Origin of the sequence: Alcanivorax sp. DSM 26293 (assembly GCF_900107995.1) — a bacterium.
Classification (GTDB): domain Bacteria; phylum Pseudomonadota; class Gammaproteobacteria; order Pseudomonadales; family Alcanivoracaceae; genus Alcanivorax.
This window is the reverse complement of record NZ_FNUM01000006.1, coordinates 203,516-228,084: the sequence shown is the minus strand read 5'-3', so window position 1 is coordinate 228,084 and position 24,569 is coordinate 203,516. Positions and strand designations below refer to the sequence as shown.

General features: G+C 59.0%; 22 protein-coding genes. 14 read left to right on the top strand and 8 right to left on the bottom strand.

Translation table 11 applies throughout. The features are described 5' to 3' along the window. The first annotated feature begins 195 nt into the window (after positions 1 to 195). Entirely contained in the window at positions 196 to 435 is a 240-nt protein-coding gene (locus tag C4S63_RS12395; protein WP_103917736.1) for a type II toxin-antitoxin system Phd/YefM family antitoxin, read from the top strand. Beyond that, entirely contained in the window at positions 436 to 822 is a 387-nt protein-coding gene (locus C4S63_RS12390) for a type II toxin-antitoxin system VapC family toxin (RefSeq protein ID WP_103917735.1), read from the top strand. It begins immediately after the preceding gene. A gap of 56 nt (positions 823 to 878) precedes the next feature. On the opposite strand, the gene C4S63_RS12385 is transcribed toward C4S63_RS12390, so the two are convergent. The 4 genes from C4S63_RS12385 to C4S63_RS12370 form a co-directional block, all read right to left on the bottom strand. After that, positions 879 to 1,304 (bottom strand): hypothetical protein, encoded by a 426-nt coding sequence (locus C4S63_RS12385; RefSeq protein WP_103917734.1) that lies wholly within the window; start codon positions 1,302 to 1,304, stop codon positions 879 to 881. Positions 1,305 to 1,399: 95 nt separating this feature from the next. Beyond that, complete coding sequence (gene argA / locus C4S63_RS12380) at positions 1,400 to 2,719, bottom strand: amino-acid N-acetyltransferase (RefSeq protein WP_103917733.1); 1,320 nt, start codon at positions 2,717 to 2,719, stop codon at positions 1,400 to 1,402. Between the two features lie 305 nt (positions 2,720 to 3,024). Next, complete coding sequence (locus tag C4S63_RS12375; RefSeq protein ID WP_062815636.1) at positions 3,025 to 4,293, bottom strand: inorganic phosphate transporter; 1,269 nt, start codon at positions 4,291 to 4,293, stop codon at positions 3,025 to 3,027. A gap of 10 nt (positions 4,294 to 4,303) precedes the next feature. Further along, positions 4,304 to 4,984 carry a TIGR00153 family protein gene (locus tag C4S63_RS12370; RefSeq protein WP_062815637.1) on the bottom strand — a complete coding sequence of 227 codons (681 nt, stop codon included), beginning with the start codon at positions 4,982 to 4,984 and terminating at the stop codon, positions 4,304 to 4,306. A 318-nt stretch (positions 4,985 to 5,302) separates the two neighbouring features. Between C4S63_RS12370 and C4S63_RS12365 the strand changes: the two genes are divergently transcribed. The 11 genes from C4S63_RS12365 to C4S63_RS12315 all read left to right on the top strand — a co-directional run bounded on the left by C4S63_RS12365 (position 5,303) and on the right by C4S63_RS12315 (position 18,859). After that, positions 5,303 to 7,039, top strand: coding sequence for a GspE/PulE family protein (locus tag C4S63_RS12365; protein WP_231866159.1), 1,737 nt, complete (start codon positions 5,303 to 5,305; stop codon positions 7,037 to 7,039). A 270-nt stretch (positions 7,040 to 7,309) separates the two neighbouring features. Next, positions 7,310 to 10,180 (top strand): bifunctional [glutamate--ammonia ligase]-adenylyl-L-tyrosine phosphorylase/[glutamate--ammonia-ligase] adenylyltransferase, encoded by a 2,871-nt coding sequence (glnE, locus tag C4S63_RS12360; protein ID WP_103917731.1) that lies wholly within the window; start codon positions 7,310 to 7,312, stop codon positions 10,178 to 10,180. Between the two features lie 36 nt (positions 10,181 to 10,216). Beyond that, positions 10,217 to 11,143: a branched-chain amino acid transaminase gene (locus C4S63_RS12355; protein ID WP_063508319.1), complete on the top strand. Its 927-nt coding sequence runs from the start codon at positions 10,217 to 10,219 to the stop codon at positions 11,141 to 11,143. 8 nt (positions 11,144 to 11,151) lie between these two features. Beyond that, positions 11,152 to 12,210 carry a lipopolysaccharide heptosyltransferase II gene (gene waaF / locus C4S63_RS12350; protein ID WP_103917730.1) on the top strand — a complete coding sequence of 353 codons (1,059 nt, stop codon included), beginning with the start codon at positions 11,152 to 11,154 and terminating at the stop codon, positions 12,208 to 12,210. 23 nt (positions 12,211 to 12,233) lie between these two features. Beyond that, positions 12,234 to 13,259, top strand: coding sequence for a lipopolysaccharide heptosyltransferase I (gene waaC, locus C4S63_RS12345; protein WP_063508321.1), 1,026 nt, complete (start codon positions 12,234 to 12,236; stop codon positions 13,257 to 13,259). After that, positions 13,256 to 14,350 carry a glycosyltransferase family 4 protein gene (locus C4S63_RS12340; protein WP_103917729.1) on the top strand — a complete coding sequence of 365 codons (1,095 nt, stop codon included), beginning with the start codon at positions 13,256 to 13,258 and terminating at the stop codon, positions 14,348 to 14,350. Before waaC ends, C4S63_RS12340 begins: the two co-directional genes overlap by 4 nt. Then, complete coding sequence (gene rfaP, locus C4S63_RS12335; protein WP_103917728.1) at positions 14,347 to 15,195, top strand: lipopolysaccharide core heptose(I) kinase RfaP; 849 nt, start codon at positions 14,347 to 14,349, stop codon at positions 15,193 to 15,195. Before C4S63_RS12340 ends, rfaP begins: the two co-directional genes overlap by 4 nt. A 4-nt stretch (positions 15,196 to 15,199) precedes the next feature. Further along, entirely contained in the window at positions 15,200 to 16,624 is a 1,425-nt protein-coding gene (locus C4S63_RS12330; protein ID WP_103917727.1) for a hypothetical protein, read from the top strand. After that, on the top strand, positions 16,621 to 17,574 hold the full coding sequence (locus tag C4S63_RS12325; RefSeq protein ID WP_103917726.1) for a glycosyltransferase: 954 nt from the start codon (positions 16,621 to 16,623) through the stop codon (positions 17,572 to 17,574). Before C4S63_RS12330 ends, C4S63_RS12325 begins: the two co-directional genes overlap by 4 nt. Beyond that, a complete protein-coding gene (locus C4S63_RS12320; RefSeq protein ID WP_103917725.1) occupies positions 17,571 to 18,347 on the top strand; it encodes a sulfotransferase in 777 nt (258 codons plus the stop codon). The genes C4S63_RS12325 and C4S63_RS12320 overlap by 4 nt, the downstream gene beginning before the upstream one ends. A 2-nt stretch (positions 18,348 to 18,349) precedes the next feature. Next, on the top strand, positions 18,350 to 18,859 hold the full coding sequence (locus C4S63_RS12315; protein WP_103917724.1) for a DapH/DapD/GlmU-related protein: 510 nt from the start codon (positions 18,350 to 18,352) through the stop codon (positions 18,857 to 18,859). A gap of 19 nt (positions 18,860 to 18,878) precedes the next feature. On the opposite strand, the gene C4S63_RS12310 is transcribed toward C4S63_RS12315, so the two are convergent. The 4 genes from C4S63_RS12310 to C4S63_RS12295 are packed head-to-tail and all read right to left on the bottom strand — an operon-like array spanning position 18,879 to position 22,919. Then, entirely contained in the window at positions 18,879 to 19,655 is a 777-nt protein-coding gene (locus tag C4S63_RS12310) for a glycosyltransferase family 25 protein (RefSeq protein WP_103917723.1), read from the bottom strand. Continuing rightward, a complete protein-coding gene (locus C4S63_RS12305; RefSeq protein WP_146063380.1) occupies positions 19,642 to 20,874 on the bottom strand; it encodes an O-antigen ligase family protein in 1,233 nt (410 codons plus the stop codon). Before C4S63_RS12305 ends, C4S63_RS12310 begins: the two co-directional genes overlap by 14 nt. After that, positions 20,820 to 21,734, bottom strand: coding sequence for an LpxL/LpxP family Kdo(2)-lipid IV(A) lauroyl/palmitoleoyl acyltransferase (lpxL, locus tag C4S63_RS12300; RefSeq protein WP_103917721.1), 915 nt, complete (start codon positions 21,732 to 21,734; stop codon positions 20,820 to 20,822). The genes C4S63_RS12305 and lpxL overlap by 55 nt, the downstream gene beginning before the upstream one ends. Before the next feature lie 18 nt (positions 21,735 to 21,752). After that, a complete protein-coding gene (locus tag C4S63_RS12295; RefSeq protein ID WP_062815653.1) occupies positions 21,753 to 22,919 on the bottom strand; it encodes a hypothetical protein in 1,167 nt (388 codons plus the stop codon). 222 nt (positions 22,920 to 23,141) lie between these two features. On the opposite strand from C4S63_RS12295, the gene hldE reads away from it, so the two are divergent. Then, positions 23,142 to 24,560, top strand: a complete 1,419-nt coding sequence (gene hldE / locus C4S63_RS12290; protein ID WP_062815654.1) for a bifunctional D-glycero-beta-D-manno-heptose-7-phosphate kinase/D-glycero-beta-D-manno-heptose 1-phosphate adenylyltransferase HldE — start codon at positions 23,142 to 23,144, stop codon at positions 24,558 to 24,560. Positions 24,561 to 24,569 lie beyond the last annotated feature (9 nt).

Sequence of the window (24,569 nt, the reverse complement as noted above, 5' to 3'; positions counted from 1 at the left end):
AGCGGGACATAGCCGAACATTGTAACCCACAGCACCCCACTGTTGGAGCCTTCTCGCAAGGCGAAGAAGGTGTCGTTCGGCGGAATGTCGAGATCAGGGGGAGTGGCAAATCGGACCGATGGTAGTCGGGTAGGATTTGCTTCGAGCTGCTGTTCGTTTAGCATTAGCTAATAAGAATTAGCTAATGAGGCTCCCATGGATATCATCAACATGCATGACGCCAAAACTCGGTTATCCCAACTGGTGGACAAAGCTGCCAAGGGTGAGCCTTTCATCATCGCCCGGGCAGGCAAGCCAGTGGCGCGGGTGTCGGCCATTGAAGCGCCGGAACCTGCTGCTGCACGGCGGTTGGGGTTCCTCAAGGGCCAGATTCAGGTACCGGACGATTTTGATCGCCTGGATGAAGACAATATTGCCGACATGTTCGAGGGCTAAATGAACCTGCTGCTGGACACCCATATCCTGCTCTGGGCAGCAGGGATGCCCGAGCGCCTTTCTGAAGAGGTCCGGTCGTTAATCGCCGACGCAGAAAACCGGGTGTACTTCAGTGCGGCGAGTATCTGGGAAATCACCATCAAGAACGGATTGGGGAGATCCGATTTTCGGGTCGATCCCCATTTGTTCCGGCGTGGCTTGCTGGAAAATGGCTATGAAGAGCTGCCGATCATCAGCAGTCATACGCTTGGCGTCAGCCATTTGCCGCCGATTCACCGCGACCCGTTTGACCGTATTCTGGTTGCGCAGGCTGAGTACGAGGGCTTTTTACTGCTGACCGGGGATGAAATGGTAGCGCAGTATCCGGGGCCGATCAGGAAGGTCTGATTGTGCTGGGGCAAAGGGCTGGCAAGGCTCCGCCATCCTATCCATTGTTGTGTTGCCTAGCTAAAAGCTACACCGAAAATTAAAAAGAAAGCCCACACCAGTGAGCTTACTATCACGCTAAATCTAATGATTCGCCCGGTTGATGAGGCCCAATAAGTTGTTCGTTGCTTTTTGTACTCCAAAATATCCCAGGTATCTACCAGGCCTTGCTTTTTCCCACGCCAGCCTTCATATGCGTCGAAGAGACCTACAGAAAGCGCTGTAACGACAAAAGACATAAATGGGGCGAGGATGGTCGATAACACGTAGAAGGTCATCCCGGAGGGGCCGCCGCCGATCGCTGCAATTAGCAAGATTATGCCTAATAAACCCACCAAGTTTACTATGAACGTGCCTCGCATCAGCCGGGCATCAGGGGTTTTTCTGCGCCACATGCTTTCTATCCCCTGAATTAGTTGGTTAACAAACTCTTTGGCACTCATTGGTCGCTTCATTCTTTTTTTGAGGCTTTCATCTAGAATGTATTGGCATAGGTTTAGCAGCGAAGCACGCAGGAACTCTGACCGAATGGACGTTCCTACAACTTTTTCACAAACACCTTCGAATTCCGCTGCCAGTTATACAGCGACTTCCGGGCTCCCGGCAGCGCTTCCACGCCCGCCGCTTCGAAGCCCTGCTGCTGGAACCAGTGGGCGGTCAGGGTGGTGAGCACGAACAGGCTGGTGAGTCCTTGTTCTTTGGCTCGCCGTTCCACGTATGCCAGCAGCTGTGCACCCCGTTCGCCCTTGCGGTAGCCGGGGTGTACGGCCACGCAGGCCAGTTCGCCGGTTTTGTCGTCCGGGAAGGGGTAGAGGGCGGCGCAGGCGATGACCATGCCGTCCCGCTCGATGATGGCAAAGCGCTGGATTTCGTTTTCCAGCAGTTCCCGGGAGCGGCGCACCAGGGTGCCGTCCGCTTCCAGAGGTTCGATCAGTTCCAGGATGCCGCCCACGTCGTCGATGCGTGCGCCGCGCAGGGTTTCGTAGGTTTCCCGGGTGACCAGGGTGCCGCAGCCGTCGCGGGTGAACAGTTCCTTGAGCAGGGCGCCGTCGTCATTGGCGTTGATCAGGTGGGCGCGACCCACGCCATTGCTGGCTGCATGGCAGGCCGCGGTGAGCTGCCGGTCCACGCCATTGTCCTGGAGCTGGTCGTCGGCAAGCAGTTTGCCGGCTTGCTGGGGGCTGAGTTCGCGCACCATGTCACCGTTGCTGTCGGCGAGCCGCAGGTCGTTACCCATGAGAATCAGCTTGTCGGCGCCCAGGGCGATGGCGGCGGTGGAGGCCACCTCTTCCGCGTTCACATTGAACAGTTCGCCGGTGGGCGAGCAGCCCAGCGGTGACAGCAGTACCACGTTGCCATTGCTCAGTTGCTGACGAATGGCATCCACTTCGATGCGCCGGACTTCGCCGGTGTGCTGGTAGTCGAAGCCGTTGCGCACGCCCACCGGTTTGGCGATGACGAAGTTGCCGCTGATCAGGCGGATGCCGGCGTTGTACATGGGGGAGTTGGCCAGCCCCATGGAAAACAGCCCTTCCAGTTTCAGGCGCAGGGCTCCCACGGCGGCCATGACGCCATTGAGCGCCGCGCTGTCGGTAATCCGCATGTGTTGCTCAAAGGTGGATTCGATGCCGGATTCCGCCAGCCGCGCGCTGATCTGCGGGCGGGCGCCGTGGACCAGGACCAGCTTGATGCCGAGGCTGTTGAGCAGCGCCAGATCGTGAACCAGGGTGGGCAGGCGCGGGCCGTCCAGCAGTTCGCCGGAGAGCATCACCACAAAGGTGCGACCCCGATGGGCATTGATGTACGGGGACGAATTGCGGAACCAGTGGACCTGATTGTCGGGGGTGGTGCTGGGCACGGCGTGTCTCGGTGATGGATGACTGACAGACCAGTATAGCCAGCGGGGGGCGTTGGATGCCAGATGTGCCGGCGGGGAGGGGTGAGGAGCTTGCCTGCAAGCGAAAGGGCATCCGAACGAAGCAGCCAGTTTCGAGTTGCGAGTACCGAGTTTCGAAAGGCAAAACCCTGCCCGCTTTAAAGGTTTTCGCAACTCGAAACTCGCTTCTCGTCACTCGATCCTTTTGCTTGCAGGCTGGGCATGGCAACAGAAACCAAAACGCCGCCCGAAGGCGGCGTTGTGTTCTCCGTGGCGGGTCGGCGGTATTAGGCGCCGAACAGGCCCTTGAAGAAGTAGAAGAACAGGATCGACAGCAGGGCGCCGGCGGGCAGGGTGACCACCCAGGAGGTGAAGATGGTGCCGATCACCCGCAGGTTCAGGGAACCGATGCCGCGGGCCATGCCCACGCCCAGTACCGCCCCCACCAGGGTGTGGGTGGTGGAGATGGGCAGGCCGGTGCCGGAGGCCAGGATCACGGTGCCGGCGGCGCCCAGCTCGGCGGCGAAGCCGCGGCTGGGGGTCAGCTCGGTGATGTTCTTGCCCACGGTAGCCATGACCCGGGCGCCGAGAATGGCCAGGCCGAACACGATACCCATGGCGCCCACCAGCAGGATCCAGCTGGGCATGGCGGCTTCGCCGCCGATAACACCTTCGTTGACGATGACGCTGTTGATGGCTGCCAGCGGGCCCACCGCGTTCGCCACGTCATTGGAGCCGTGGGCGAAGGCCATGGCGCAAGCGGTAAAGATCATCAGCACGGCAAAGATGCGCTCCACGGAGTGAAAACGAAATTCCTTGTCGGCTTGCGGGTTGGGCTTGATGCGGCTGAGAATCATGGCGCCGATCAGGGCAATGATGACGCCGCCCACGGCGGCCCAGCCCAGGCTGGCCGCGAAGCTGATTTCCAGGCCGATATGCTTGAGGCCCTTGAGCAGGGTCACGGCAGTGATCGCGAAGCCCACCAGGAACATGTAGAAGGGCACCACCCGTTTGGCCCGTTCGAATGGGTCATCATGGTTGAGCACCAGGCGCTGCACGCTCTTGATCAAGGCAAAGGCGATGAAGCCGGCGAGCAGGGGTGAGGTGACCCAACTGGCGACAATGCTGCCGACCTTGTCCCACTGTACCGAATCCATGCCTACACCCACGGCGGCAAAGCCCACGATGGCGCCGACAATGGAATGGGTGGTGGAAACCGGCCAGCCAAACCAGGAGGCCACCACCAGCCAGATACCGGCGGCCAGCAGGGCGGACATCATCCCGTAGACCAGATAATGGGGGAATTCGGCAAAGACGCTGGCATCGACGATGCCTTTTCGTACCGTGGCGGTCACTTCGCCACCGGCCAGGTAGGCGCCGCAGAATTCAAAGACGATGGCGATCATCACCGCCTGTTTCACGGTCAGGGCTCCGGAGCCCACCGAGGTGCCCATGGCGTTGGCCACGTCGTTGGCGCCCACACCCCATGCCATCAGAAAGCCGAACGCGCCGGCCAGCAACAGCATCAGGTAGCTGTGTTCAATCATCCACTCCATAAGACAACTCCTAGCGTGCGACCAACATCTGCAGGCGGCCGCCCACTTTCTGGGCGCGATCAGCGAGATCGCCTACCCATTCGATGATCTTGTAGAGAAAAATGACATCCACCGGGGGCAGTTCGTTTTCCAGCTTGAACAGGGTGGAGCGAATGGTGATTTGCTGCTCGTCGTTATTGCGCTCCAGGCGGTCCAGCTCCTCGATGAGCTCTTCCACGATCTGGATTTCGCGACCGCTGAAGCCGGTCTCGATCAGCTCATCCAGCTCGTTGATGGCTTTCTGGGCCTGGGCGGAGGTATCGATGGCGCCCTGCACATAGTCGCGCATCACATCGGCCAATATGGGGGGAATGGTCATCTGCCGGCCGAGCATCAGCCCGGAAATGTCCTTGGCCTTGTTGGCGACCTTGTCCTGCACACTGATCAGGTCGAGCAGGTCGGTGCGCGGCATGGGCAAAAACAGGCTTTTGGGCAGGTTCAGGCGGAATTCTTTTTTCAGTTCGTCGGCCCGGTTTTCCAGCTCGGCAATGCGCTTGCGGGCTGCCCGTGCCTTGTCCCAGTCGCCTTCGGTCACGGCGGCGAAGAAGTCCGCCAGGGTCCGGGCACAGTCGTGAACGGTGTCGTAGTGTTGCTGCAGGGGCTTGATCGGTGAGCGGCCAAACAGGCCGGCAATGGAGCTTCCAAAGGACATAGGCGCCTCGGGTCCAGAGTCAGAGTAAAACCTGAAGCAGGGGCTTCAGGCAGAATCAGTGTCCCACTTTCCCGGGCAGTCGCCCATGGGGAAAGGAATGTTCATGGCACAGTCGTGCAACTGTCACAGATGTGTCATGAATCTGGCCGCGAGTATAGTCAAAGCCATCGGGGCTGTCAGGGTTTACCTGTTATCGTTACAGTACTACAAAATAATTAGACAGGCGGTTCTGCCCGCCTATTGACCCGGAGAGTATCCGTGAACGTCACTGCCCGCCCCGCCAAACTGGATGGTCTGCTGATTGATGTGCGCTGGCTGATGCGTGAGTTGCTGGAAGAAGGTCGCGTCAGCCAGGAAGACTTCAACGTCATTTCCACCACGCCACGGGAGAAGAAGGAGCTGAATTGGCACCCGATTCAGGTGCTGGCCAAGTATCGGCTCACCGACCGGACCAATACCCACCAGCTGCTGGATGTGGATTTCCTGACGCGCTGGCTGGGGGAAAAGGCGGGTATGCCGGTGTGTCACATTGATCCGCTCAAGGTCCATGTGGATCAGGTGACCAATGTGATGAGTTATGCCTTTGCCGAGCGTCACGGCATCGTGGCGGTGGAAGTGCAGCGGGACAAGGTGGTGGTGGCCTGCGACCAGCCCTTTGTGCGCGACTGGCAGGCCCATCTCAAGCAGGTGCTGCGTGACCGGGAGCTGGAGGTGGTGCTGGCCAATCCCGAGCAGTTGCGCCGCTACCGGGTGGAGTTCTACAACCTGAGCCGCTCCATCGCCGGGGCCTCCGGCAATACCGGCCAGGAAATGTCCGGCATTACCAACTTCGAGCAGTTGCTGGAAGTGGGCAAGGGGCACCACGACGCGGACGACCAGCACATCGTCAATATTGTGGACTGGATTCTGCAATACGCCTTTTCCCAGCGGGCCAGCGATATTCACCTGGAGCCGCGCCGGGAGACCGGTAAGATGCGTTTCCGCATCGATGGCGTGCTGCACGATGTGTATGAGCTGCCGGCGGCGATCATGGCGGCGGTCACCAGCCGCCTGAAGATTCTCAGCCGCCTCAATGTGGCGGAAAAGCGCAAACCCCAGGACGGTCGTTTGAAGACCAAGTCACCGGAGGGGGAAGAGATCGAGCTGCGTATTTCCACGCTGCCCACCGCCTTCGGGGAAAAAATGGTCATGCGGGTGTTCGACCCGGATGTGCTGGTGCGCAGCTTCGAGCAGATGGGCTTTACCAATGAGGATTACCAGGCCTGGCAGCGGATGACTTCCCATCCCCACGGCATCATCTTCGTGACCGGCCCCACCGGCTCGGGGAAAACCACCACCCTCTATTCCACCCTCAAGCAATTGGCCACCAGCGAGGTGAATGTCTGCACCATTGAGGATCCCATCGAAATGGTGGAACCCAGCTTCAATCAGATGCAGGTGCAGGCCAATATTGATGTGAGCTTTGCCCAGGGGGTGAAGGCCATGCTGCGTCAGGACCCGGATATCATCATGATAGGTGAGATCCGCGATCTGGCCACAGCGGATATGGCCATCCAGGCCGCCCTCACCGGTCACCTGGTGTTGTCCACCCTGCACACCAACGATGCCCCCTCGTCCATTACCCGTCTGGTGGATCTGGGCGTGCCGGCCTACATGATCAGTGCCACGGTGCTTGGGGTCATGGCCCAGCGTCTGATCCGTACCCTGTGTCCCCATTGCAAGCAGGCAACGGAAACCGATGTGCAGGCCTGGGAAGAGCTGGTTCGCCCCTTCAAGATGAAGCCGCCGGAAAAGACCTATCGCCCGGTGGGCTGCCTGGAGTGCCGGGATACCGGTTACCTGGGGCGTGTGGGGGTCTATGAGACCATGCCTCTGAATACCAGCCTCAAAAACCATATTTCCCGGGGCTCCGAGCTGGAAACCCTGACCCGCCAGGCCCTGAAAAACGGCATGAAGCCCCTGCGCATCAGTGGTGCCATGAAGGTCGCCAAGGGTCTGACCACCATTGAAGAGGTCATGCGGGTGACGCCGTCGCAGGATATTTTGTTGGGGTAGAAAAGGAGCAGGTTGAAGGGCGTGAACAAAGGATTGGCCGTCGCCGGGAAAGGCGGCACTTCGCGCGGCAGGGTTGGCTCGCCCTGTGAACATGGCTCATGCGGCAGGTGTAGGAGCTATGCTTGCATGGCGAACCTGCGGATCGTGAATCGCGGGCATGGCCTGCGTTAAGCGTCCCCGGCTGTTCCTGATTGCAACTTTGAACTTTCAACTTGCAACTCCCTCCTGGCCTCTAGCCTTTCGCGCCCTCCCGTACGACAATAGCCGCCCATGACAGAACCCCAATATCACGCTCTGCCGGATGAACTATCGGTGCTGGTCAGTCAGCACTGGCAACACTTCGTGGAATCCGGTCATCGTATCCCTGACTCCCTTCTTGATGACCTGCCCCGGGTGTGGGCTGGCTCCGACTATGTGGCGCAACAGTTTCAGCGTGATCCGGGCCTGGGTCAGTGGCTGCAGGACAGCGATCCGACTCAGCCCCTGGCGGAGGCGTCCCTGCGCCAGACCGTGCGCGAATTGCTGGGCGACTGCCATAATGAGGATGAGCTGAAACGGGCGTTGCGTCGGCTGCGTCACCGGCACATGGTGCGCATCATCTGGCGGGACCTGGCCGGGATGGGGGATTACCACACCACCGTGGCGGACCTCTCCCTGCTTGCGGACACCCTGATTCAGGAAGCACTGAGCGTGCTGCATGGTTGGGCCTGCGAAAAAAGCGGCACCCCCATGGGGCCGGATGGCAAGCCGGTCCAGCTGGTAGTGCTGGCCATGGGCAAGCTGGGGGCGCGGGAGCTGAACCTGTCCTCGGATATCGACCTGATCTTTGCCTATGAGCATGAAGGGGAAATTGAAGGTGAGCGGCGCAGCCTGAGCCATCACCAGTTTTTTGTGCGTCTGGGGCAGCAGCTGATCAAGGCCCTGGACCAGCCCACCGCCGATGGTTTTGTCTTCCGGGTGGACATGCGCCTGCGTCCCTGGGGCAAGAGCGGCGTGCTGGCCATCGGCTTCGATGCCATGGAAGGGTATTACGAAACCCAGGGCCGTGAGTGGGAGCGCTACGCGCTGATCAAGATGCGCCCGGTCGGCGGCGATTTGCAGGCCGGCAAGCGCCTGATCAAGCGGCTCAATCCCTTCGTCTACCGCCGTTATATCGACTACGGCGCTTTCCATTCCCTGCGCGAGATGAAGTCCCTGATCGAACGGGAAGTGAACCGCAAGGGCATGCAGGCGGATGTGAAGCTGGGTGCCGGCGGCATCCGTGAAGTGGAATTTATCGTCCAGGCCTTCCAGTTGATTCGGGGTGGCCAGCTGCCGGCCCTGCGGGAGCCCAACCTGATCAAGGTGCTGCCGCAACTGGTGGAACTGGAATTGTTGCCGGAGGACGTGGCGGAGGAGCTGACCGAAGCCTATCTGTTCCTGCGGGATGTGGAGCATCGGCTGCAGGGAATTGCGGACAAGCAGACCCAGCGCCTGCCTGACGACGAGCTGGGCTGGCAACGACTGACCTTCGCCATGGGCTTTTCTGCCCGTGCCGCCTTCGAGCGCAAGTTGCGACGTTACCGGGAGAGTGTCCGTCACCATTTCAGCCAGGTGATTGCCGACCCGGAACAGGAAACCGATGCGGCCCAGGGCGCCGATCAGGAGCTGCTGGATCTGTGGCTGGGCGAGCTGGATGCCACCCAGGCGGCTGCCAAGCTGGAAGCCATTGGGGTGCAGGAAGGTGACAAGGTCTACGCTCACCTGAATGATTTCCGCGAAAGCCGTTCGGTGCAGAACATGCAGGCGATTGGCCGTGAGCGACTGGACCGGCTGATGCCGCTGCTGCTGGAAGCCCTGGGCTATCAGGGCCATGGCGAAACCACGGTGGTGCGCCTGCTGGCCTTCGTGGAAGCCGTGTTGCGTCGTAGTGCCTACATTGCGCTGCTGGTGGAAAACCCCAGCGCCCTGACCCAGCTGGTGAAGTTGTCCGGGGCCAGCCCCTGGATCGCCGAGCGTCTCACCCTGCACCCGGTGCTGCTGGACGAGTTGCTGGATGTTCGCACCCTCTATTCGCCGCCGGAGCGGGCGGAGCTGGATGACGAGTTGCGTCAGCAGCTGTTGCGGGTGGCCGAGGATGATCTGGAACAGCAGATGGAGGTGCTGCGTAATTTCAAGCAGGCCCACCTGCTGCGCGTGGCCGCCTCGGAAGTCACCGAAGTGCTGCCGTTGATGAAGGTCAGCGACTATCTCACCTGGCTGGCGGAAAGCATCCTCAACCAGGTGGTGATGCTGGCCTGGGAGCCGCTGGTAGAGCGCCACGGTCGCCCCTCGCGTCTGGATGGCCAGCCCTGCAATCCGGATTTTGTGGTGGCCGGTTACGGCAAGCTGGGCGGTATCGAGCTGGGGCACAACTCCGATCTGGATCTGGTGTTCCTGCATGATGCGGCCAGCGGCGGCATGACCGACGGCGACAAGCCGGTGTCCAACGAACAGTTCTACGCCCGCCTGGGCCAGCGCATCATTCATATTCTCTCCACCCGTACCATGAGTGGCCAGTTGTACGAAGTGGATATGCGCCTGCGCCCCTCCGGCAGTGCCGGTCTGCTGGTCAGCTCCATGGATTCGTTCGAGAAATACCAGCTCAACGATGCCTGGACCTGGGAACATCAGGCCCTGGTGCGGGCCCGTGTGGTGGCTGGCTGCAACCGGGCGCGGGCCCGCTTTGACGCCATTCGCCATCAGGTGCTGTGCCTGGAGCGGCCGCTGGACAAGTTGCGCGAGGATGTCCTGGCCATGCGCGACAAGATGGTTGACCACCTGGGCGAAAAGGGCGAGGACCGTTTTCATCTCAAGCAGGACCCGGGAGGTATCGTTGATATCGAATTTATGGTGCAATACGGGGTTCTGAGATGGGCCTCCTCCCACGGTGAACTGACCCGCTTCACCGATAATGTGCGGCTGCTCGAAACACTGGCTGCACTGGATATTATGTCGGCGCAGGATGCCGGCTTGCTGCGGGAAGCGTACCTCGCTTACCGATCCGCGGCTCATCGCGCCTCGTTGCGCAAAGAGAAATCCATCGTCGACGACACCCAATTCCGCGATTTGCGTGAAGGCGTGCGAGCGATCTGGAAGCACTGGTTCGACCTGCAGGGCTGACACCTGCCGGTCCTTAGTTCTGGGAGTATCACTGCCATGTCGATGGCTGTAAGAGACGGTTTTATCTGGTTGGATGGCGAACTGGTTCCCTGGCAGGAGGCCAAGGTGCATGTGCTGACGCACACCCTGCATTACGGCATGGGGGTGTTCGAAGGGGTGCGCGCCTACGAAACGGCCAAGGGTCCGGCCATCTTCCGCATGAAGGAACACACGGACCGCCTGTTCAATAGTGCCCATATCATGAACATGAAGATCCCGTTCTCCAAGGACGAGGTCAACGCTGCGCAAATTGCTGCGGTGAAAGAGAACAACCTGCCCCATGCCTACCTGCGCCCCATGGCGTTTTACGGTAGCGAGGGCATGGGGCTGCGCGCCCATAACCTGAAGGTGCACCTGATGGTCGCGGCCTGGGAATGGCCGGCCTACATGTCCCCGGAAGCCCTGGAGCTGGGCATCAAGGTGCGCACCTCCAGCTACACCCGCCACCACGTGAATATCACCATGTGCAAGGCCAAGGCCAACGGCAACTACATCAACTCCATGCTGGCGTTGAATGAGGCCCTGTCCGGCGGTGCCGACGAAGCCCTGCTGCTGGACAACGAAGGCTACGTGGCAGAAGGCTCCGGTGAGAACATTTTCGTGATCAAGGGGCAGGTCCTCTACACCCCGGAGCTCACCTCCTGCCTGGATGGCATCACCCGCAAGACCATCATCCAGCTGGCCGAAGAGCGTGGCTATACAGTTCGCGAGAAGCGCATCACCCGGGATGAAATCTACGTGGCGGATGAGGCCTTCTTTACTGGCACCGCTGCCGAAGTGACGCCGATCCGTGAACTGGATGGCCGTATCATCGGTGAAGGCAAGCGTGGCCCGATCACCGAGCAGCTGCAGGCGGTGTACTTTGATCTGGTGCGCGGCAAGCTGGATGACGACTACGGAGACTGGCTCACTTACGTGGGCTGAGCAGGCGTATGCCGGCTACCTTGTCCGACTCGCCTTCCGCCATCCTTGTCGTCGGCCCGTCCTGGGTCGGCGACATGGTCATGGCCCAGACCCTGTTTTCCGAACTGCGTCGCCAATACCCCGATTGCGCCATTGATGTGCTGGCACCGGCCTGGTGTCGGCCACTGTTGTCGCGCATGCCGGAAGTGCGCGAGGCCCTGTCGCTGCCGTTCGACCATGGTGACCTGAAGCTGGGTGAGAGGCATGCCCTGGGCAAGTCCCTGCGGGGCAAATACCAGCAAAGCTATGTGCTGCCCAATTCCCTCAAGTCTGCCCTGGTGCCCTGGGCGGCGAAGATTCCCCGTCGCATCGGTTGGCGCGGAGAGATGCGCTATGGGTTGCTCAACGATGTCCGCAAGCTGGACAAGGACCGCTATCCGTTGATGGTGCAGCGCTTTGTGGCGCTGGCTCAGCCGGCCGACGCGTCGGTGTCACAGCTGGATACCATTACCGCGCCGCACCTGGAGGTGAGTGAAGACTCACTGCAGCAGGCCATGGTGGCCCATGTGTTGACGACGCAGCGACCGGTGCTGGGCCTTTGCCCTGGTGCGGAGTTCGGCCCGGCCAAGCGTTGGCCGGAACATCATTACGCAGCGGTGGCCCAGCACTGGATCGACCATGGGGGCCAAGTGTGGATCTTTGGCTCCGGCAAGGATCAGCCGGTGGCCAGAGCCATTGTCGAGATGCTCGAAAACGGCGCCGCCGAGCAGGCAGCGGTACTGGCGGGCAATACCTCCCTGGAACAAGCGGTGGATCTGCTGTCGGCGACCACCGCGGTGGTCAGCAACGATTCCGGCCTGATGCATATCGCTGCGGCGCTCAAGCGGCCGCTGGTGGCCGTGTACGGTTCCACGTCCCCAGGTTTTACCCCGCCATTGGGTGATAGAGTGGCAGTGGTAAGGCTGGGGCTGGAATGCAGCCCCTGTTTCGAACGGGAATGCCCGCTGGGGCATTTGAATTGTCTGCGCCAGCTGCCCCCTTCGCAGGTGATCGATGCCCTGCAGCAGCTGGAAAGCGCGGATGCCTGAGTTCACGGCGAGCGGGTTCTGACATGCGTGTGCTGCTGATCAAAACCTCCTCCATGGGGGATGTGATCCACACCCTGCCGGCACTGACCGATGCCCTGGCGGCCATCCCCGATCTACAGGTGGATTGGGTGGTGGAGGAGGCCTTTGCCGATCTGGCTCGCCGCCACCCGGCGGTGCATCAGGTGTTCCCCTGTGCCCTGCGTCGCTGGCGCAAGCATCCTTTCAAGGCGCGCCGTTCCGGTGAGTGGGCGACCTTCAAATCTGCCGTTCAAGCCAGTAAATACGATGCGGTCATCGATGCCCAGGGGCTGATCAAGAGTGCCTTTGTGACCCGGCTGGGGCGGGGGCCAAGTTTCGGCCTGGACAAGCACTCCGCCCGGGAAGGGCTTTCCGCCCGGGTGCTGGATCATCCTCTGGCCGTGGCAAAAGGGCAGCATGCCATCGATCGGGTGCGACAGCTTTTTGCCCTGGCGCTGGGTTATACATTGCCCGGCAGCGCCCCGGACTACGGCTTGCCGCGCAGCCACGTTCCCACATCCTTGAATCGACCGGCGCAGCTGGTGTTCTGTCATGGCACCACCTGGCCCACCAAACATTACCCGGAAGCCTTCTGGCGCCAGCTTGTGGAGCTGGCCAGCGCGGAGGGGCATAGCGTTTTTCTTCCCTGGGGTAACCCGATGGAAAAGGACCGCGCCACTCGTCTCGCCGATGGGCTGAGCGGAGCGCACGTGCTGCCGCAAATGGGCCTGGATGCCCTCACCGACAAGTTGCTCGGCTGGGACGCCTTTATTGCCGTGGATACCGGCCTGGCCCATCTGGCGGCGGCGGCGGGTCTGCCTGGCGTGGCACTTTACGGCCCCACCGACCCGGTGCTCACCGGGGTGCAGGGCGCCCGCGCCCACTCTCTGGCAGCGGATTTTCCCTGTGCGCCCTGCGTACAGGAGAAATGCACCTATCGCGGTGAGCTGGGCAAGGGAGTGGAGCCGCCCTGTTTCAGCAGCCTGAAACCGAAACAGGTGTGGCGGGAATTGCGGAGGCGCACCGCATGAAACTGGCCATGGCGCTCTATCATTACTTCCCCTATGGCGGCCTGCAGCGGGATTTTGCGCGCATTGCCCGTGAGGCGGTGAGTCGGGGGCATGAGGTCGTGGCGCTGGTGAGCGACTGGCAGGGTGAAACCATTGACGGTGTCACCGTGCAGCGCATCCACGTGTCAGGCGGCAGCAATCATGGACGCATGCGCTCCTTTGCGAGGGGCGTTCTTGCCGCCCGGGCAACTGGAGGCTTTGACCGGGTGGTGGGTTTTAATCGCCTGCCTGGTCTGGATGTGTATTTCGCTGCTGATAGTTGCTTTGCCGAACACCTCAGTAGTAAGCCGACACCCGTGCGTTGGCTTCCACGTTATGCCAGTTACCTGAAACTGGAACAGGCAGTGACGGCGGCGAATGGCCCTCTGATTCTGTTTCTCAACGACGATCAACGGGATCAGTACCTGCGCCATTATCCGTTGGCGGCAAATCGCTATGCGGTGCTGCCGCCGGGCATTGAAAGAGATCGTCAACGGCCTGCGGATCATGAGGCCCTGCGGCAACAAACCCGGGAAAGCCTGGGTGTTGATGAGCAGGAAACCCTGCTGTTGTTTCTTGGTTCCGGCTTTAAGGTCAAAGGTCTGGATCGGGCCCTCAAGGCTTTCGCCACTTTGCCGGAAACCGCGAAGTTGATGATCGTGGGCAACGATCAGGCCGATGCCTATCTGTCAGGTTTGGCCGAATCCCTGCGCTGTCGCATTCTTGTGCTGGGGCCACGGGATGATGTCACCGCCTTGATGCAGGCGGCAGATATGCTGTTGCATCCTGCCTATAGGGAGTCTGCCGGTATGGTATTGCTGGAGGCCACGGTAGCGGGGTTGCCGGTGCTGACTACGGATACCTGTGGCTATGCCCGCTACGTGCGTGAAGCGGGTTCCGGTGAAATTATCCTGTCTCCGTTCAGCCAGCAGGCGCTGGATGACACCCTGCAGAAAATGGTGCGCCAGTTGCCGGGGCCCTGGCAGGAAAATGGTGTGGAGTATGGACGCAACCCGGCCCTCTATTGTCTGGCCCAGACAGTGATGGATCAGGTGGAGAACTGGACACCATGAAGCTTTTCCTGCGCGATGACATTGTCGCCCTGTGGGGCGACCGTGACCCTTTCGACCAGGCCGCCGAGCAGGAAGGTGATATCTTCCGGGCCCGGGAGGGCCGCCGCACCCTGCGCTTTGCAGGCAATGGTCGCAGCTATTTTCTCAAATACCATGGTGGCATTGGCTGGAAGGAAATCTTCAAGAATCTGACCCAGGGAAAATTGCCCGTGCTGGGTGCCATGGATGAAGTGGTAGCCATTGATGCGGTGCGTGGCGCAGGCCTGGATACCATGACGATTGCCGCCTATGGTTCCCGGGGAAGGAATCCGGCGTCGGTGGAGTCTTTCATCGTAACCGATGATCTGGTGGGTACGTTGAGCCTGGAAGATCTCGGTGAGCGCTGGGTAAAGGATCCTCAGGCGTTGCCGCCGACCTTCAAGCGGGCACTGATTGAGCGTGTGGCCACGATTGCCCGCACCATGCATGGCGCGGGGATTAATCACCGGGATTTCTATCTGGCCCATTTTCTGATGCGCGATGAAGATGCGGCGGCGAATAATGCGGATGGCCCCTTGTACCTGATTGACCTGCATCGCTCCCAGGTCCGTAGCCAGGTTCCCCGTCGCTGGCGTATCAAGGATCTGGGTGGGTTGTATTTTTCCACTGCCCGGTTCGGTATGACACATCGCGATCTGTTGCGGTTTATTCGTGGCTACAGTGGTTTGCCGCTCCGGCAGGCGCTGGCTGACGACAATATCTGGTCGGGGGCCCGTCGCGAGGCAGAAAAAATCTATCGTCGCTATTTTGAAGTGGAGCCAAAGCTCCCGCTGCAGTTCAACGAACACCCGGGAAAGGATATCTGAGCTGATGGCGGATTCGTCACGGGACCCCACCGCAACCCTGCTGGCCAGCCGTGAAACCGCTTTGCCGGTGACGCTGACTCCGCATGGGCATGTGCTGGAGCTGCAAGCCTTGCTGCGTTTCATGCCGGAACGACGCGCTGTCTATTCCGGGCTGCTGGATGGGCAGCCAGTGATTATCAAGCTGTTTTCTGCACACCCCCGCTCCCGCCGCGAGGTACAAACCGAGCACCAACGACTGGCGGCATTGGCTGAAAAGCAGGTGCCTGCCCCCCGGGTATTGTTGCGGGATTACCCCGGTGAGGCAGCCTTGCTGGTACTGGAACATTTGGGGCAGATGTCGGCCAAGGTGCGTTTGCAAAAAATGTCTGCAGGGGAGATCCCTGGTCTGGTACTGGAGCTGGTGGCGCTGACCCGCAACATGCACCGCCAGGGTGTGGTGCAAAATGATATCCATCTGGATAACTTTATTTCAGCCGAAGGTAGTTGGCATGTGATTGATGCGGGGGATGTGGAGGTGGCTGATGCTCCCGTAGAGAAGAGCAAGGCCCTGGCCAACCTGTCACTGCTGCTTGCCCAGTTTCCTCCTCTATCCCTCCCTTCCGCGCAACAGGTTGCGGACGCCTACGGAGATGCGTTTTCGCCACAGCAGCTGGCAGACTGCCTGAAAAAAACACGCCAGGCACGTTTGCGCAAACTGGTTAAAAAGTCCCTGCGAAACTGTACCGAATTTGTGGAGCTGGATGGCAAGGGATATACCGGTATGGGGCGACGTCAGGATCAGTCACTGATTGATGCCTTGCTCGACCATGGTCTGGATGCGCTGCTGGAAGACAGTGAGCGGTTGAAGGACGGCAACAGCGCCACCGTCGGTCGGGTTCGCCTTCATGGTGAAAGCCTGGTTATTAAGCGGTATAACGTGAAAAGTGCCTGGAAAAAACTGGCGCGTCAGTTCAAGAGCCGGGCAAGAAACTCCTGGCTCAATGCCGCCTACCTGGGTCTGGTGCATGTGGAAACACCGCAAGCGGTTTGTTATCTGTCCAGCAAGCAGGCCGGATTAACCGATCGAGAGTATCTGGTTTGCCGCAATGCACAGGGAAAAATGCTGCCGGAGATCTGTGAAGATGGCGGGATCTTGCGAAGCCGTGCGTTGAGTCAGATGGCGGATTTTTTTGCGGTGATGCGTCTGATGGCATTCAGTCACGGTGACAGCAAGTACACAAATTTTCTGTTCCGTGACGGGGAACTGCAGGTGCTGGATCTGGATGGCATGAGCCGGGAGCCGGGTCGTGGTTTGGAACAGGATCTGGCGGCGCAGCGCGAGCGGCTCTTTGAAAGCTGGCGTCCCCGCGAGGCGCTGGCACCGCAAGCCCGTCAGGAATTTCAGGCGTTGTACGACGCGCGAATCCAATCCATCGAGAGTTGGTTATGAAAACCCTGGTTGTGTCCACTGACGGCAAGCTGATGGTGACGCGCCCCATTTGGGAAGCGGCAAAGCAGTACTTTGATTTCGATCACGTGGAAGTGACCCGCGAGCATGGACTGGAAGTCTATTTCAATGAGGCAGATTTCAGTGGCTATGATCGCGTCATCGCGGATACCAATCTGCGTCGGCTTGGCAAGCGCTACTCTTGCCTGAAACAGGCGCCCGGGCTAGTGATCTTTGATCATGATGTTTGTCAGAATAACGTTCCTACCAGCGAGTGGTATCATCGTTATCCCGCCGTGCTTCGCGACCTTGGAAGAGCAAGAATCATTGTTTCCGGTGCCGGCCTGGCGCAACAACTCCGTGATGAAGGGATTGATGCCTGCTTCCTTCCCAAAGGCTACGACGGCAACACTATTTCCGATCTGGGTCTGGAGCGCACTGTCGAATCTGCATTTGTGGGCCGCGTAAAAAACAAGGTCTACAAAAAACGAAAGCGTTTTTTGCTCAGACAGGAGAAGCTCGGCAAGGTGCAGCTTTTGCGTGCAGAACCGGGTGAGCCTTATAACCGGTTGCTTAATACGATTCGGGTGTTTGTCAGTGCGGACATTGGCTTCAACGAATACATGATCAAGAATTTTGAAGCCATGGCGGCGGGATGTGTGCTGTTGGCCTGGCGGCAACCGGCCCTGGAGCAGCAGGAGCTGGGTTTCGTGGAAAACGAAAATATTGTCTTGTACGACAGTGAAGCCGAACTGCATGAAAAGTTGCAATGGCTTCATTCCAATCCGGATAAAGCGGCGGCGATTGCCCGGGCAGGGCAGGTCGTTGTCAGGGAGAAGCATACCTGGGCCTGTCGGGCTGCCACCTTCCCCGCCCTGCTGGCGGCGGATATCAAGACCGCCCCATCGCCGAACTGGCGGGATAAAGTACGATTGCTGGGAGCCGGTAAATGAGTGCGACCTATCTGCATGTAGTCGGATGCCCGCGCAGTGGCACAACTCTCATGGCGGAAATGCTGGTGGCCTGCTATCCCCATGAGGGCCACTCGGAGCATGAGGAAACTATCTTCAAGGTGAAGCCCCAGGCAAGTGGGCTGCGGCTTTCGAAAAAACCCAACGATGCCTTGTGGATGGCGCCGCTGCTTGAGCGTGACCCAAATCTTTATGTCATTGCCATGATGCGGGACCCCCGCTCGGTGATCTGCAGCATGCACAAGGCCTGGCCTGGCATGTATTTCTGCAACTATCCGGTATGGAAGCGGGCAGAAAAAGCTATAACGGAAATCCAGGCCCACCCCAGGGTGATGGTGCTGCGCTACGAGGATCTGGTCAGTGACCCCAAAGGCGTGCAGCAACGTATGGAAGACATCTTCCCTTTTCTTCAACGAAGCCATGATTTTGATCGATTTCACGAAGTGGCTGAGGCTGGTGAAGATGCCCAGAATGCGCTTGGCGGGCTGCGCCAGGTGGATCTGTCGCGGATCGCCGGTTGGCGGGAGCATCTGCCACGTCTGAAGCAGCAGCTACAGCGTTACCCTCAGCTGGTGCAGGATCTGATCACCCATGGTTACGAAAGCAATAATGACTGGCAGGCGCAGCTGGAGGGGGTGACAGCCGAGACCTTTCCCTGTCGTTATTCCGACTCTTCCGAGTTCTGGAAGCATCTGGAACAGAAGCTGCGGTTTATCGGCAAGCGCCGACGCTATTTCCGTGACAGAGGGCTTTGATCATGCAAACCCTTCGTGAGTTCGTGTTTCTGGGGCTGGCCAACCACTTGCCTCGCCTGCGGTTCAGTGACAAGTGGCGCTGGCTGCTTCTCAAGGCTGCCGGTTTTGATATGCAGGGACGTTCCACGGTCTATGGTCCTGTGGTGCTGCGCCCGATTGGCGGTGCCAGCAATGTTCGCATTGGCAAGGGCTGTTTTATCAATACCGAAGTCCGCTTCGCCTGCCCGAAAGCACCAATCACTCTTGGTGAACGATGTCGTATCGGCCCCAGGGTCTGCTTTGAAGGGGCTCAGCACAGTCTTTATCTCAACGAGAAAGGTCGCCGTGGCACAACCGGCGCGCCGATCACCCTTGGTGATGATGTGTGGCTCGGTGCCGGGGCAATTATTACTGCAGGTGTGGAGATCGGCGAGGGCAGCGTTGTTGCTGCCGGTGCGGTTGTGACCGGCAACGTACCGGCTTTTACACTGGTGGGTGGCGTGCCGGCAAAGACGATCAAGTCCTTGCGTTAAAGTGCTGAGGCCTCGGTGGCTAGAGGCTTTTCCGCGGTGGACGGTAACGCTGGCCAAGTTCCCGCAGATATAGCTCCAACCGACGAAAGAAACGAGAGTTGTCTTTTTTCTTGTGTTTGCGGGTCTTGTTCTGTTGTCGGTCGTCTTCGAGATTGGATTTGTCTGATTGGACGGGACACAGCCCCGCAGCCTTGGGGACAATGGCAAACATGTCCAGGTCCTTACGGATCCAGCCTCCGGAGACGAAATCATCTGCCGGTAAATGAAAGCTCTCGCTGAGCTCAACCAGTTTTTGGGCGCCGGCAGGAGTTAGCATGTAGGCGGCTAGACAGTAGGCTCTACGGTTGGCGAACTTGGCAAGCCGGAAGGTGCTGTCCAGGCGCTGCTGATGCCAGACGGACGGGATGCATTTGGAGTAGTAAAGCATGGCCAGCTCCCAGCTGGCTCTCCCATCAATCAGCATTTCACAGACATTCCGGGAGTTATTGTCCAGCTGCGCATCACCTTCCAGGATTAGTGAAGGGCGATCTGAGGCTGCCGCCGCCTTCCAGGCTGCCCGGTGGCTGAGAAAGCAACCGATTTCACCACAAGATAAATCCCTGCCGAGAAGTGCTCTGGATTTTTTGTGGTTGAACCCCACCTCATGCCACTTATTTGCCGGAACCGGTGGGGACGTTTTGACCAGCTCGTAGTGCATGCCGAGTGACGAAAGCATCTTATCAAGATGCTTTCTGCGCTCTACCTCGGTGGGTTGAGCTATGGCCAGGATATTATATCGTTGTTCAGAGCTGCTCATGCCGGGGTCTGTACTCTCTGTTCGTGTTCATTATTAGCATAAGGATGGGAATCCAGGTATACAGCCAGAAACTGTTTGGTGGGCGCACAGGATAGACCCCTTCAAATCCCTGGGTGACCAAACCAAAGAGAAGTATATAGAGCCAGATATTATTAGCTGGAGTTGAAGAAGTATGCTTTTGGATCGCCAAAATAACCAAAATAACATAGAGGGCTGCCGCCAGCAGGCCTCCGCGTAATACCAGTGCGAAGTAGAGGCTATGGGGCTCCAGCTTGACTCCCTGTACGTTGGAAAAAACGGTAATGCTGCCGGCAAGGCCACTTCCCCACCATAAATTGAAGTTTGAGTAGTGGCTGAGAAACTCGGCCCATAGAGAGGGGCGGCTACTCAATAGCCTCTCACCATCAAGTATGCCTTGCAGCATTAAAATAACAATAATGCCAGCTCCAATTATACAGGCGAGCAGGTAAGTGATTGCGAGTTTACGTTGCTGTTGCTCGAATAGAAAAGCAAACGGTAATGTAACAGCCAGGCCCAGCATTGCCGAGCGGCTATTGGCCAGGTAAATGGCTAGCACGAATGTGATGACAAGCAGGAAGCCTGTAATGCTAGGTTGCTTTATCAAATGAATAGCGAGGATAAGAAGCCCTACTGACAGAGCAAGGCCGGCCTCGTTGGGGTTGTCGCCCAGATTGCCCATGCCGATATTGCCATTGCTGAGCAGGCCTTGCTGAGCGAGAACGACATAAAAAAGGCACAGGGCTGCAAGGCTTGAAGCGAATAAAATGGCAGGAATACGAGCTGCGAGAGCTGGATAGTGCATGTGAAGATGCCGCACAGCTACAGCGAGACTCATTACGAATACTACTCCCTTCAGGTTCTTCCTAAGGGTATCCAGGGCATCTCCTGTAACCCATAGGCTGGGAAGATAGAGAGCCAGGGTGATGGCCAGTACCCATAGCAAGGTGCGGTCTTCTAAAAGAAAATAGCGTTTTCCCTGCCAAAGAGAAAAGTATAGGGCTGGTAGGATGAGGCCTATATATAGAGTGAGATACTGTGCCTTGCTTGATGGAGCGAGGAAAAAACCGCAGAGATAGAGCACCAAGCCTGAGGTTATCCAGACCGAAAAAAAACGGTAGGTGCGAGGTTCTTTAAAGGTAGTCATTAATAACGCTTTGGCTGGCCGGCGGGTTGATGCTTGAATCGCTTGTGCACCCACAAATACTGCTCCGGGTGTTTGCGCACATAATGCTCAATTGTCCGGTTTATGCGAGCGGTATCGGCTTCTTCATCGCCGCTGGGGAAATTCTCCAGTGGCGGACCGAATTCAATCTGGTAACGGCCGCCGGGCAGGCGGTAGTGAGCCGTGGGGATAACGCGAGCCTTGCCCATTCTGGCAATGCGGCTGGTGGCGGTGATGGTGGCGGCGGGGATACCAAAGAACGGTACGAATACCGCGTGGGCGATGCCGTAGTCCTGATCCGGTGCGTACCAGAGCACTTCGCCATTGCGGAGCAGACGAATCATTTGCCGGATATCGCTGCGGGGAACATTGCCTTTCAGGTAGTTGCCGCGGCCCTGATTGATCAAACGGTCGATGACCAGATTGTCATTGGGCCGGTAAACGGCGTAGAAATCCATCAGATATCCAAGCAGCCGCGATCCCACATCAAGGCTGTTGAAGTGCATTCCCAACAACAGGACTCCTTTGCCGTCAGCGCGAGCCCGTTCAATATGCTCCATTCCCTTGATCACCAGGCGCTTATCCAGATCGATGCGGTGATTGCTGAAGCTGCCGGCCATTTCCAGGATGGCCTCGCCGGTGCTGATCACGCTGCGGCGGGCGAGATTCTCCTGCTCCTCAGGGGTTAATTCAGGAAAGCAAAGCCGGATGTTGGTACGGGCGATGTGGCTGCGTCTTTTTGCCAGTCGCCATGCCAGATGCCCGAGCCCTCTGCCTGTCGCCAGCAAAAAGTTCCAGGGGAGCTGGCCAACCAGCCAGAACAGTCCCACACCGATCCAGGAAGGGTACAGTCTGGGATCAGACAATCGGGTAGGGCGGTTTGTACGTTTTCCCATGCAAGACTCGGAACAGATCTATCGGCTATTGGGCCTGATTGAAGGACGCTCGCTCAGCCGGGCCAGTAACAGGGCCAGAGGCAACCAGACACTGAGCCAGCTGGCATGAAAGGGCACCAGCAGGAAGGCACCAGCGGAAAATGCCATGAAAAGACCGGGTAGAACGGCGATGGAATAGGCCGCGTCTTCATGCCAGTTGATCTGCCGTTGCAGAAGTGCAGTAAAAGGGCTGATCCAGCTGGCGAGAAACAGCACCAGCCCGACCAGGCCTACGCTATGAATCAGCAACACAAACAGATTTCGTGGATGTGCCAGGCTGAGCAGACGGTCATTGTCCCGGGCCAGTACGCTGTTGAGTGTCTCCTGATTAAGACCATTACCGATCAGTGGGTGCAGGAAATAGTTGCTGAGGGTGAAGTCGCTACGCCCCTCCAGCATCAGATAGACACCGGCCAACAGAGGGACAACGGCCAGCCAGGCGCGGCGCTGACGGCTGGCTAGCCAGCTCAGGGCGAGCATGACTGCCATCAGGCCCAAAGGCAGGGAAGTCAGGCACAAGAAGACAAAGCCCACGGCGGCGCCCACCAGTCGGCGACCCCCTTTGCCGCTGAATCCCTCTTCCATTCCCTGAGCGAGAAGAATAAAGGTTGGGGCGACCATGGCCATCAGCGCGACGCTGGGGTCCAGGGACGGCAGGTGAAAGATCAGGTTGGCCGGTTCACTGAACAGCGGGCTGCTAAGCGGCTGGGTGGTGTAGTAGCTGATCATCACCATGGTAACCACAACCATGGCGCAGAGGGCGCCATTGGCCAGCGCCTGTTTGAAAGTGTTGCGGAAATACAGATGCAGCCAACGGAAAATACCCACCATGACGATGATCTGCACCATGCCCCGCACCGCCCGTGAGGTATTGGGTTCTTCCGCCCAGGTGAAACTCAGAGCGGCCCAACCGATAAACAGGTAGAGCGGGACCAGCAGCGGTGAAGTCATCAGCCGATAGTCGCCGCTGACCACGGCGCGGGTCAGCAAGGTGAGTGCCGGCAGGAAGAAAAGCACATCCAGCACGTTGAGAAAACCTATGCGGGAATTGAACAGGAAGGTGCCGCTGAACATCACCGCAAAGGACAGGGTCAGCCACCAGCGTAGCCAGCGACCTTGCATGATGTTGGGGGGAAGAGGCGGCATAGCGTTCCTGTAGCTCCTGAAGTCGGCTTAATTGGCGCACATGATACCTGTCTGATGGAGGGATGCGTAGCCGCGGCAAAGTGTAAAGGTGGATCCACTACACTGGCTCTGCCCCTCACCGGTTCATGTGACCGTTTCCTTGAGTCCTTTCAGCAGGTTAGCTGGTTACTTGCCTATGCTACACTGCATCGAAGTCCGGCACTGTTGCGTTTTGGAGAATCTATGCAAATTCCCGCTTTTGCCAAGGCCCGCGTTCTTGTGGCTGGCGATGTCATGCTCGATCGTTACTGGCACGGCCCGACCGGGCGTATTTCGCCGGAAGCGCCGGTACCTGTTGTGCGGGTAACCGAGTTGGAAGACCGGCCCGGCGGGGCCGCCAATGTGGCCCTCAATATGGCTGCGCTGGGCGCCCGTGCCGAGCTGGTGGGAATTACCGGTGATGATGAGGCCGCTGCGATTCTGGAAGAGCGGCTTGGTGCGGCGGAAGTGGGTTGTCACTTTCAGAAAATCGACGGTTTGCCGACGATTACCAAGTTGCGGGTGATCAGCCGCCAGCAGCAGTTGCTGCGCCTGGATTTCGAGGAAGCCTTCCATGACCAGGACCCGGCGCCCTTCGCCGACAGGGTGAAAGACCAGCTGGTCCATTGCGGTGCTCTGGTTCTCTCCGATTACGCCAAAGGGGCCTTGCGTGATTGCCCGGGACTGATTGCCCTGGCCCGGGAGGCCGGTGTCCCGGTCCTGGTGGATCCCAAGGGTACCGATTTCCGTCATTACCGTGGCGCTACCTTGCTGACGCCCAATCTCAGCGAGTTCGAAGCTGTGGCGGGGAAGGTCAAGGATGAACAGGATCTGATCGCCAAGGGCCAGCAACTGATCCGGGATCTGGACCTGCAGGCCCTGCTGGTGACCCGCAGCGAAAAGGGGATGACCCTGTTGCGCGATGGTCAGCCGGAGCTGCATCTGCCTGCCCGAGCCCGCGAGGTATTCGATGTGACCGGCGCCGGGGATACCGTGATATCGGTGTTGGCGGTGTCTCTGGCTGCCGGTGCAGATATGGCGGACGCGGTGGCGCTGGCCAATATTGCCGCGGGTATCGTGGTCGGCAAGCTGGGCACTGCCGTGGTGTCTGCCCCGGAGTTGCGTCGGGCGGTGCATCAGGAAGGGGGTCTGGGCCGCGGGGTGATGACTGAAGAGCAGTTACTGATCGCCATTGAGGATGCCCGGGCCCAGGGGGAAAGGATTGTTTTCACCAATGGCTGCTTCGACATCATCCACGCTGGCCACGTCGGCTATCTGGATTCTGCACGACGCCAGGGCGATCGCCTGGTACTGGCAGTGAACGGCGACGAATCCATCCGCCGCCTGAAGGGGCCTGGCCGTCCCATCAATCCCCTGGAGCGCCGCATGGCAGTGCTTGCAGCCCTGGAGGTAGTGGACTGGGTCGTGCCTTTCGACACCGATACCCCTGAGCCACTGCTGGAGGCCATCAAGCCGGATGTGCTGGTGAAGGGTGGCGACTACAGTGTGGATCAGGTGGTCGGCCATGAATTTGTTCAGGGCTACGGTGGCGAGGTGAAGGTGCTGGACTTTATTGACGACATCTCCACCACCAAGATCGTTGAACGGATTCGTCAGGACTGATCGTTCTAC

What these genes read in the sequence shown, in the direction of transcription:
- C4S63_RS12395 (WP_103917736.1), top strand. Translation starts at nt 196, where the DNA reads ATGGATATCATCAACATGCATGACGCCAAAACTCGGTTATCCCAACTG.
- C4S63_RS12390 (WP_103917735.1), top strand. Translation starts at nt 436, where the DNA reads ATGAACCTGCTGCTGGACACCCATATCCTGCTCTGGGCAGCAGGGATG.
- C4S63_RS12385 (WP_103917734.1), bottom strand. Translation starts at nt 1,304, where the DNA reads ATGAGTGCCAAAGAGTTTGTTAACCAACTAATTCAGGGGATAGAAAGC.
- C4S63_RS12375 (WP_062815636.1), bottom strand. Translation starts at nt 4,293, where the DNA reads ATGGAGTGGATGATTGAACACAGCTACCTGATGCTGTTGCTGGCCGGC.
- C4S63_RS12370 (WP_062815637.1), bottom strand. Translation starts at nt 4,984, where the DNA reads ATGTCCTTTGGAAGCTCCATTGCCGGCCTGTTTGGCCGCTCACCGATC.
- C4S63_RS12365 (WP_231866159.1), top strand. Translation starts at nt 5,303, where the DNA reads ATGCGTGAGTTGCTGGAAGAAGGTCGCGTCAGCCAGGAAGACTTCAAC.
- glnE (WP_103917731.1), top strand. Translation starts at nt 7,310, where the DNA reads ATGACAGAACCCCAATATCACGCTCTGCCGGATGAACTATCGGTGCTG.
- C4S63_RS12355 (WP_063508319.1), top strand. Translation starts at nt 10,217, where the DNA reads ATGTCGATGGCTGTAAGAGACGGTTTTATCTGGTTGGATGGCGAACTG.
- waaF (WP_103917730.1), top strand. Translation starts at nt 11,152, where the DNA reads ATGCCGGCTACCTTGTCCGACTCGCCTTCCGCCATCCTTGTCGTCGGC.
- waaC (WP_063508321.1), top strand. Translation starts at nt 12,234, where the DNA reads ATGCGTGTGCTGCTGATCAAAACCTCCTCCATGGGGGATGTGATCCAC.
- C4S63_RS12340 (WP_103917729.1), top strand. Translation starts at nt 13,256, where the DNA reads ATGAAACTGGCCATGGCGCTCTATCATTACTTCCCCTATGGCGGCCTG.
- rfaP (WP_103917728.1), top strand. Translation starts at nt 14,347, where the DNA reads ATGAAGCTTTTCCTGCGCGATGACATTGTCGCCCTGTGGGGCGACCGT.
- C4S63_RS12330 (WP_103917727.1), top strand. Translation starts at nt 15,200, where the DNA reads ATGGCGGATTCGTCACGGGACCCCACCGCAACCCTGCTGGCCAGCCGT.
- C4S63_RS12325 (WP_103917726.1), top strand. Translation starts at nt 16,621, where the DNA reads ATGAAAACCCTGGTTGTGTCCACTGACGGCAAGCTGATGGTGACGCGC.
- C4S63_RS12320 (WP_103917725.1), top strand. Translation starts at nt 17,571, where the DNA reads ATGAGTGCGACCTATCTGCATGTAGTCGGATGCCCGCGCAGTGGCACA.
- C4S63_RS12315 (WP_103917724.1), top strand. Translation starts at nt 18,350, where the DNA reads ATGCAAACCCTTCGTGAGTTCGTGTTTCTGGGGCTGGCCAACCACTTG.
- C4S63_RS12310 (WP_103917723.1), bottom strand. Translation starts at nt 19,655, where the DNA reads ATGAGCAGCTCTGAACAACGATATAATATCCTGGCCATAGCTCAACCC.
- lpxL (WP_103917721.1), bottom strand. Translation starts at nt 21,734, where the DNA reads ATGGGAAAACGTACAAACCGCCCTACCCGATTGTCTGATCCCAGACTG.
- C4S63_RS12295 (WP_062815653.1), bottom strand. Translation starts at nt 22,919, where the DNA reads ATGCCGCCTCTTCCCCCCAACATCATGCAAGGTCGCTGGCTACGCTGG.
- hldE (WP_062815654.1), top strand. Translation starts at nt 23,142, where the DNA reads ATGCAAATTCCCGCTTTTGCCAAGGCCCGCGTTCTTGTGGCTGGCGAT.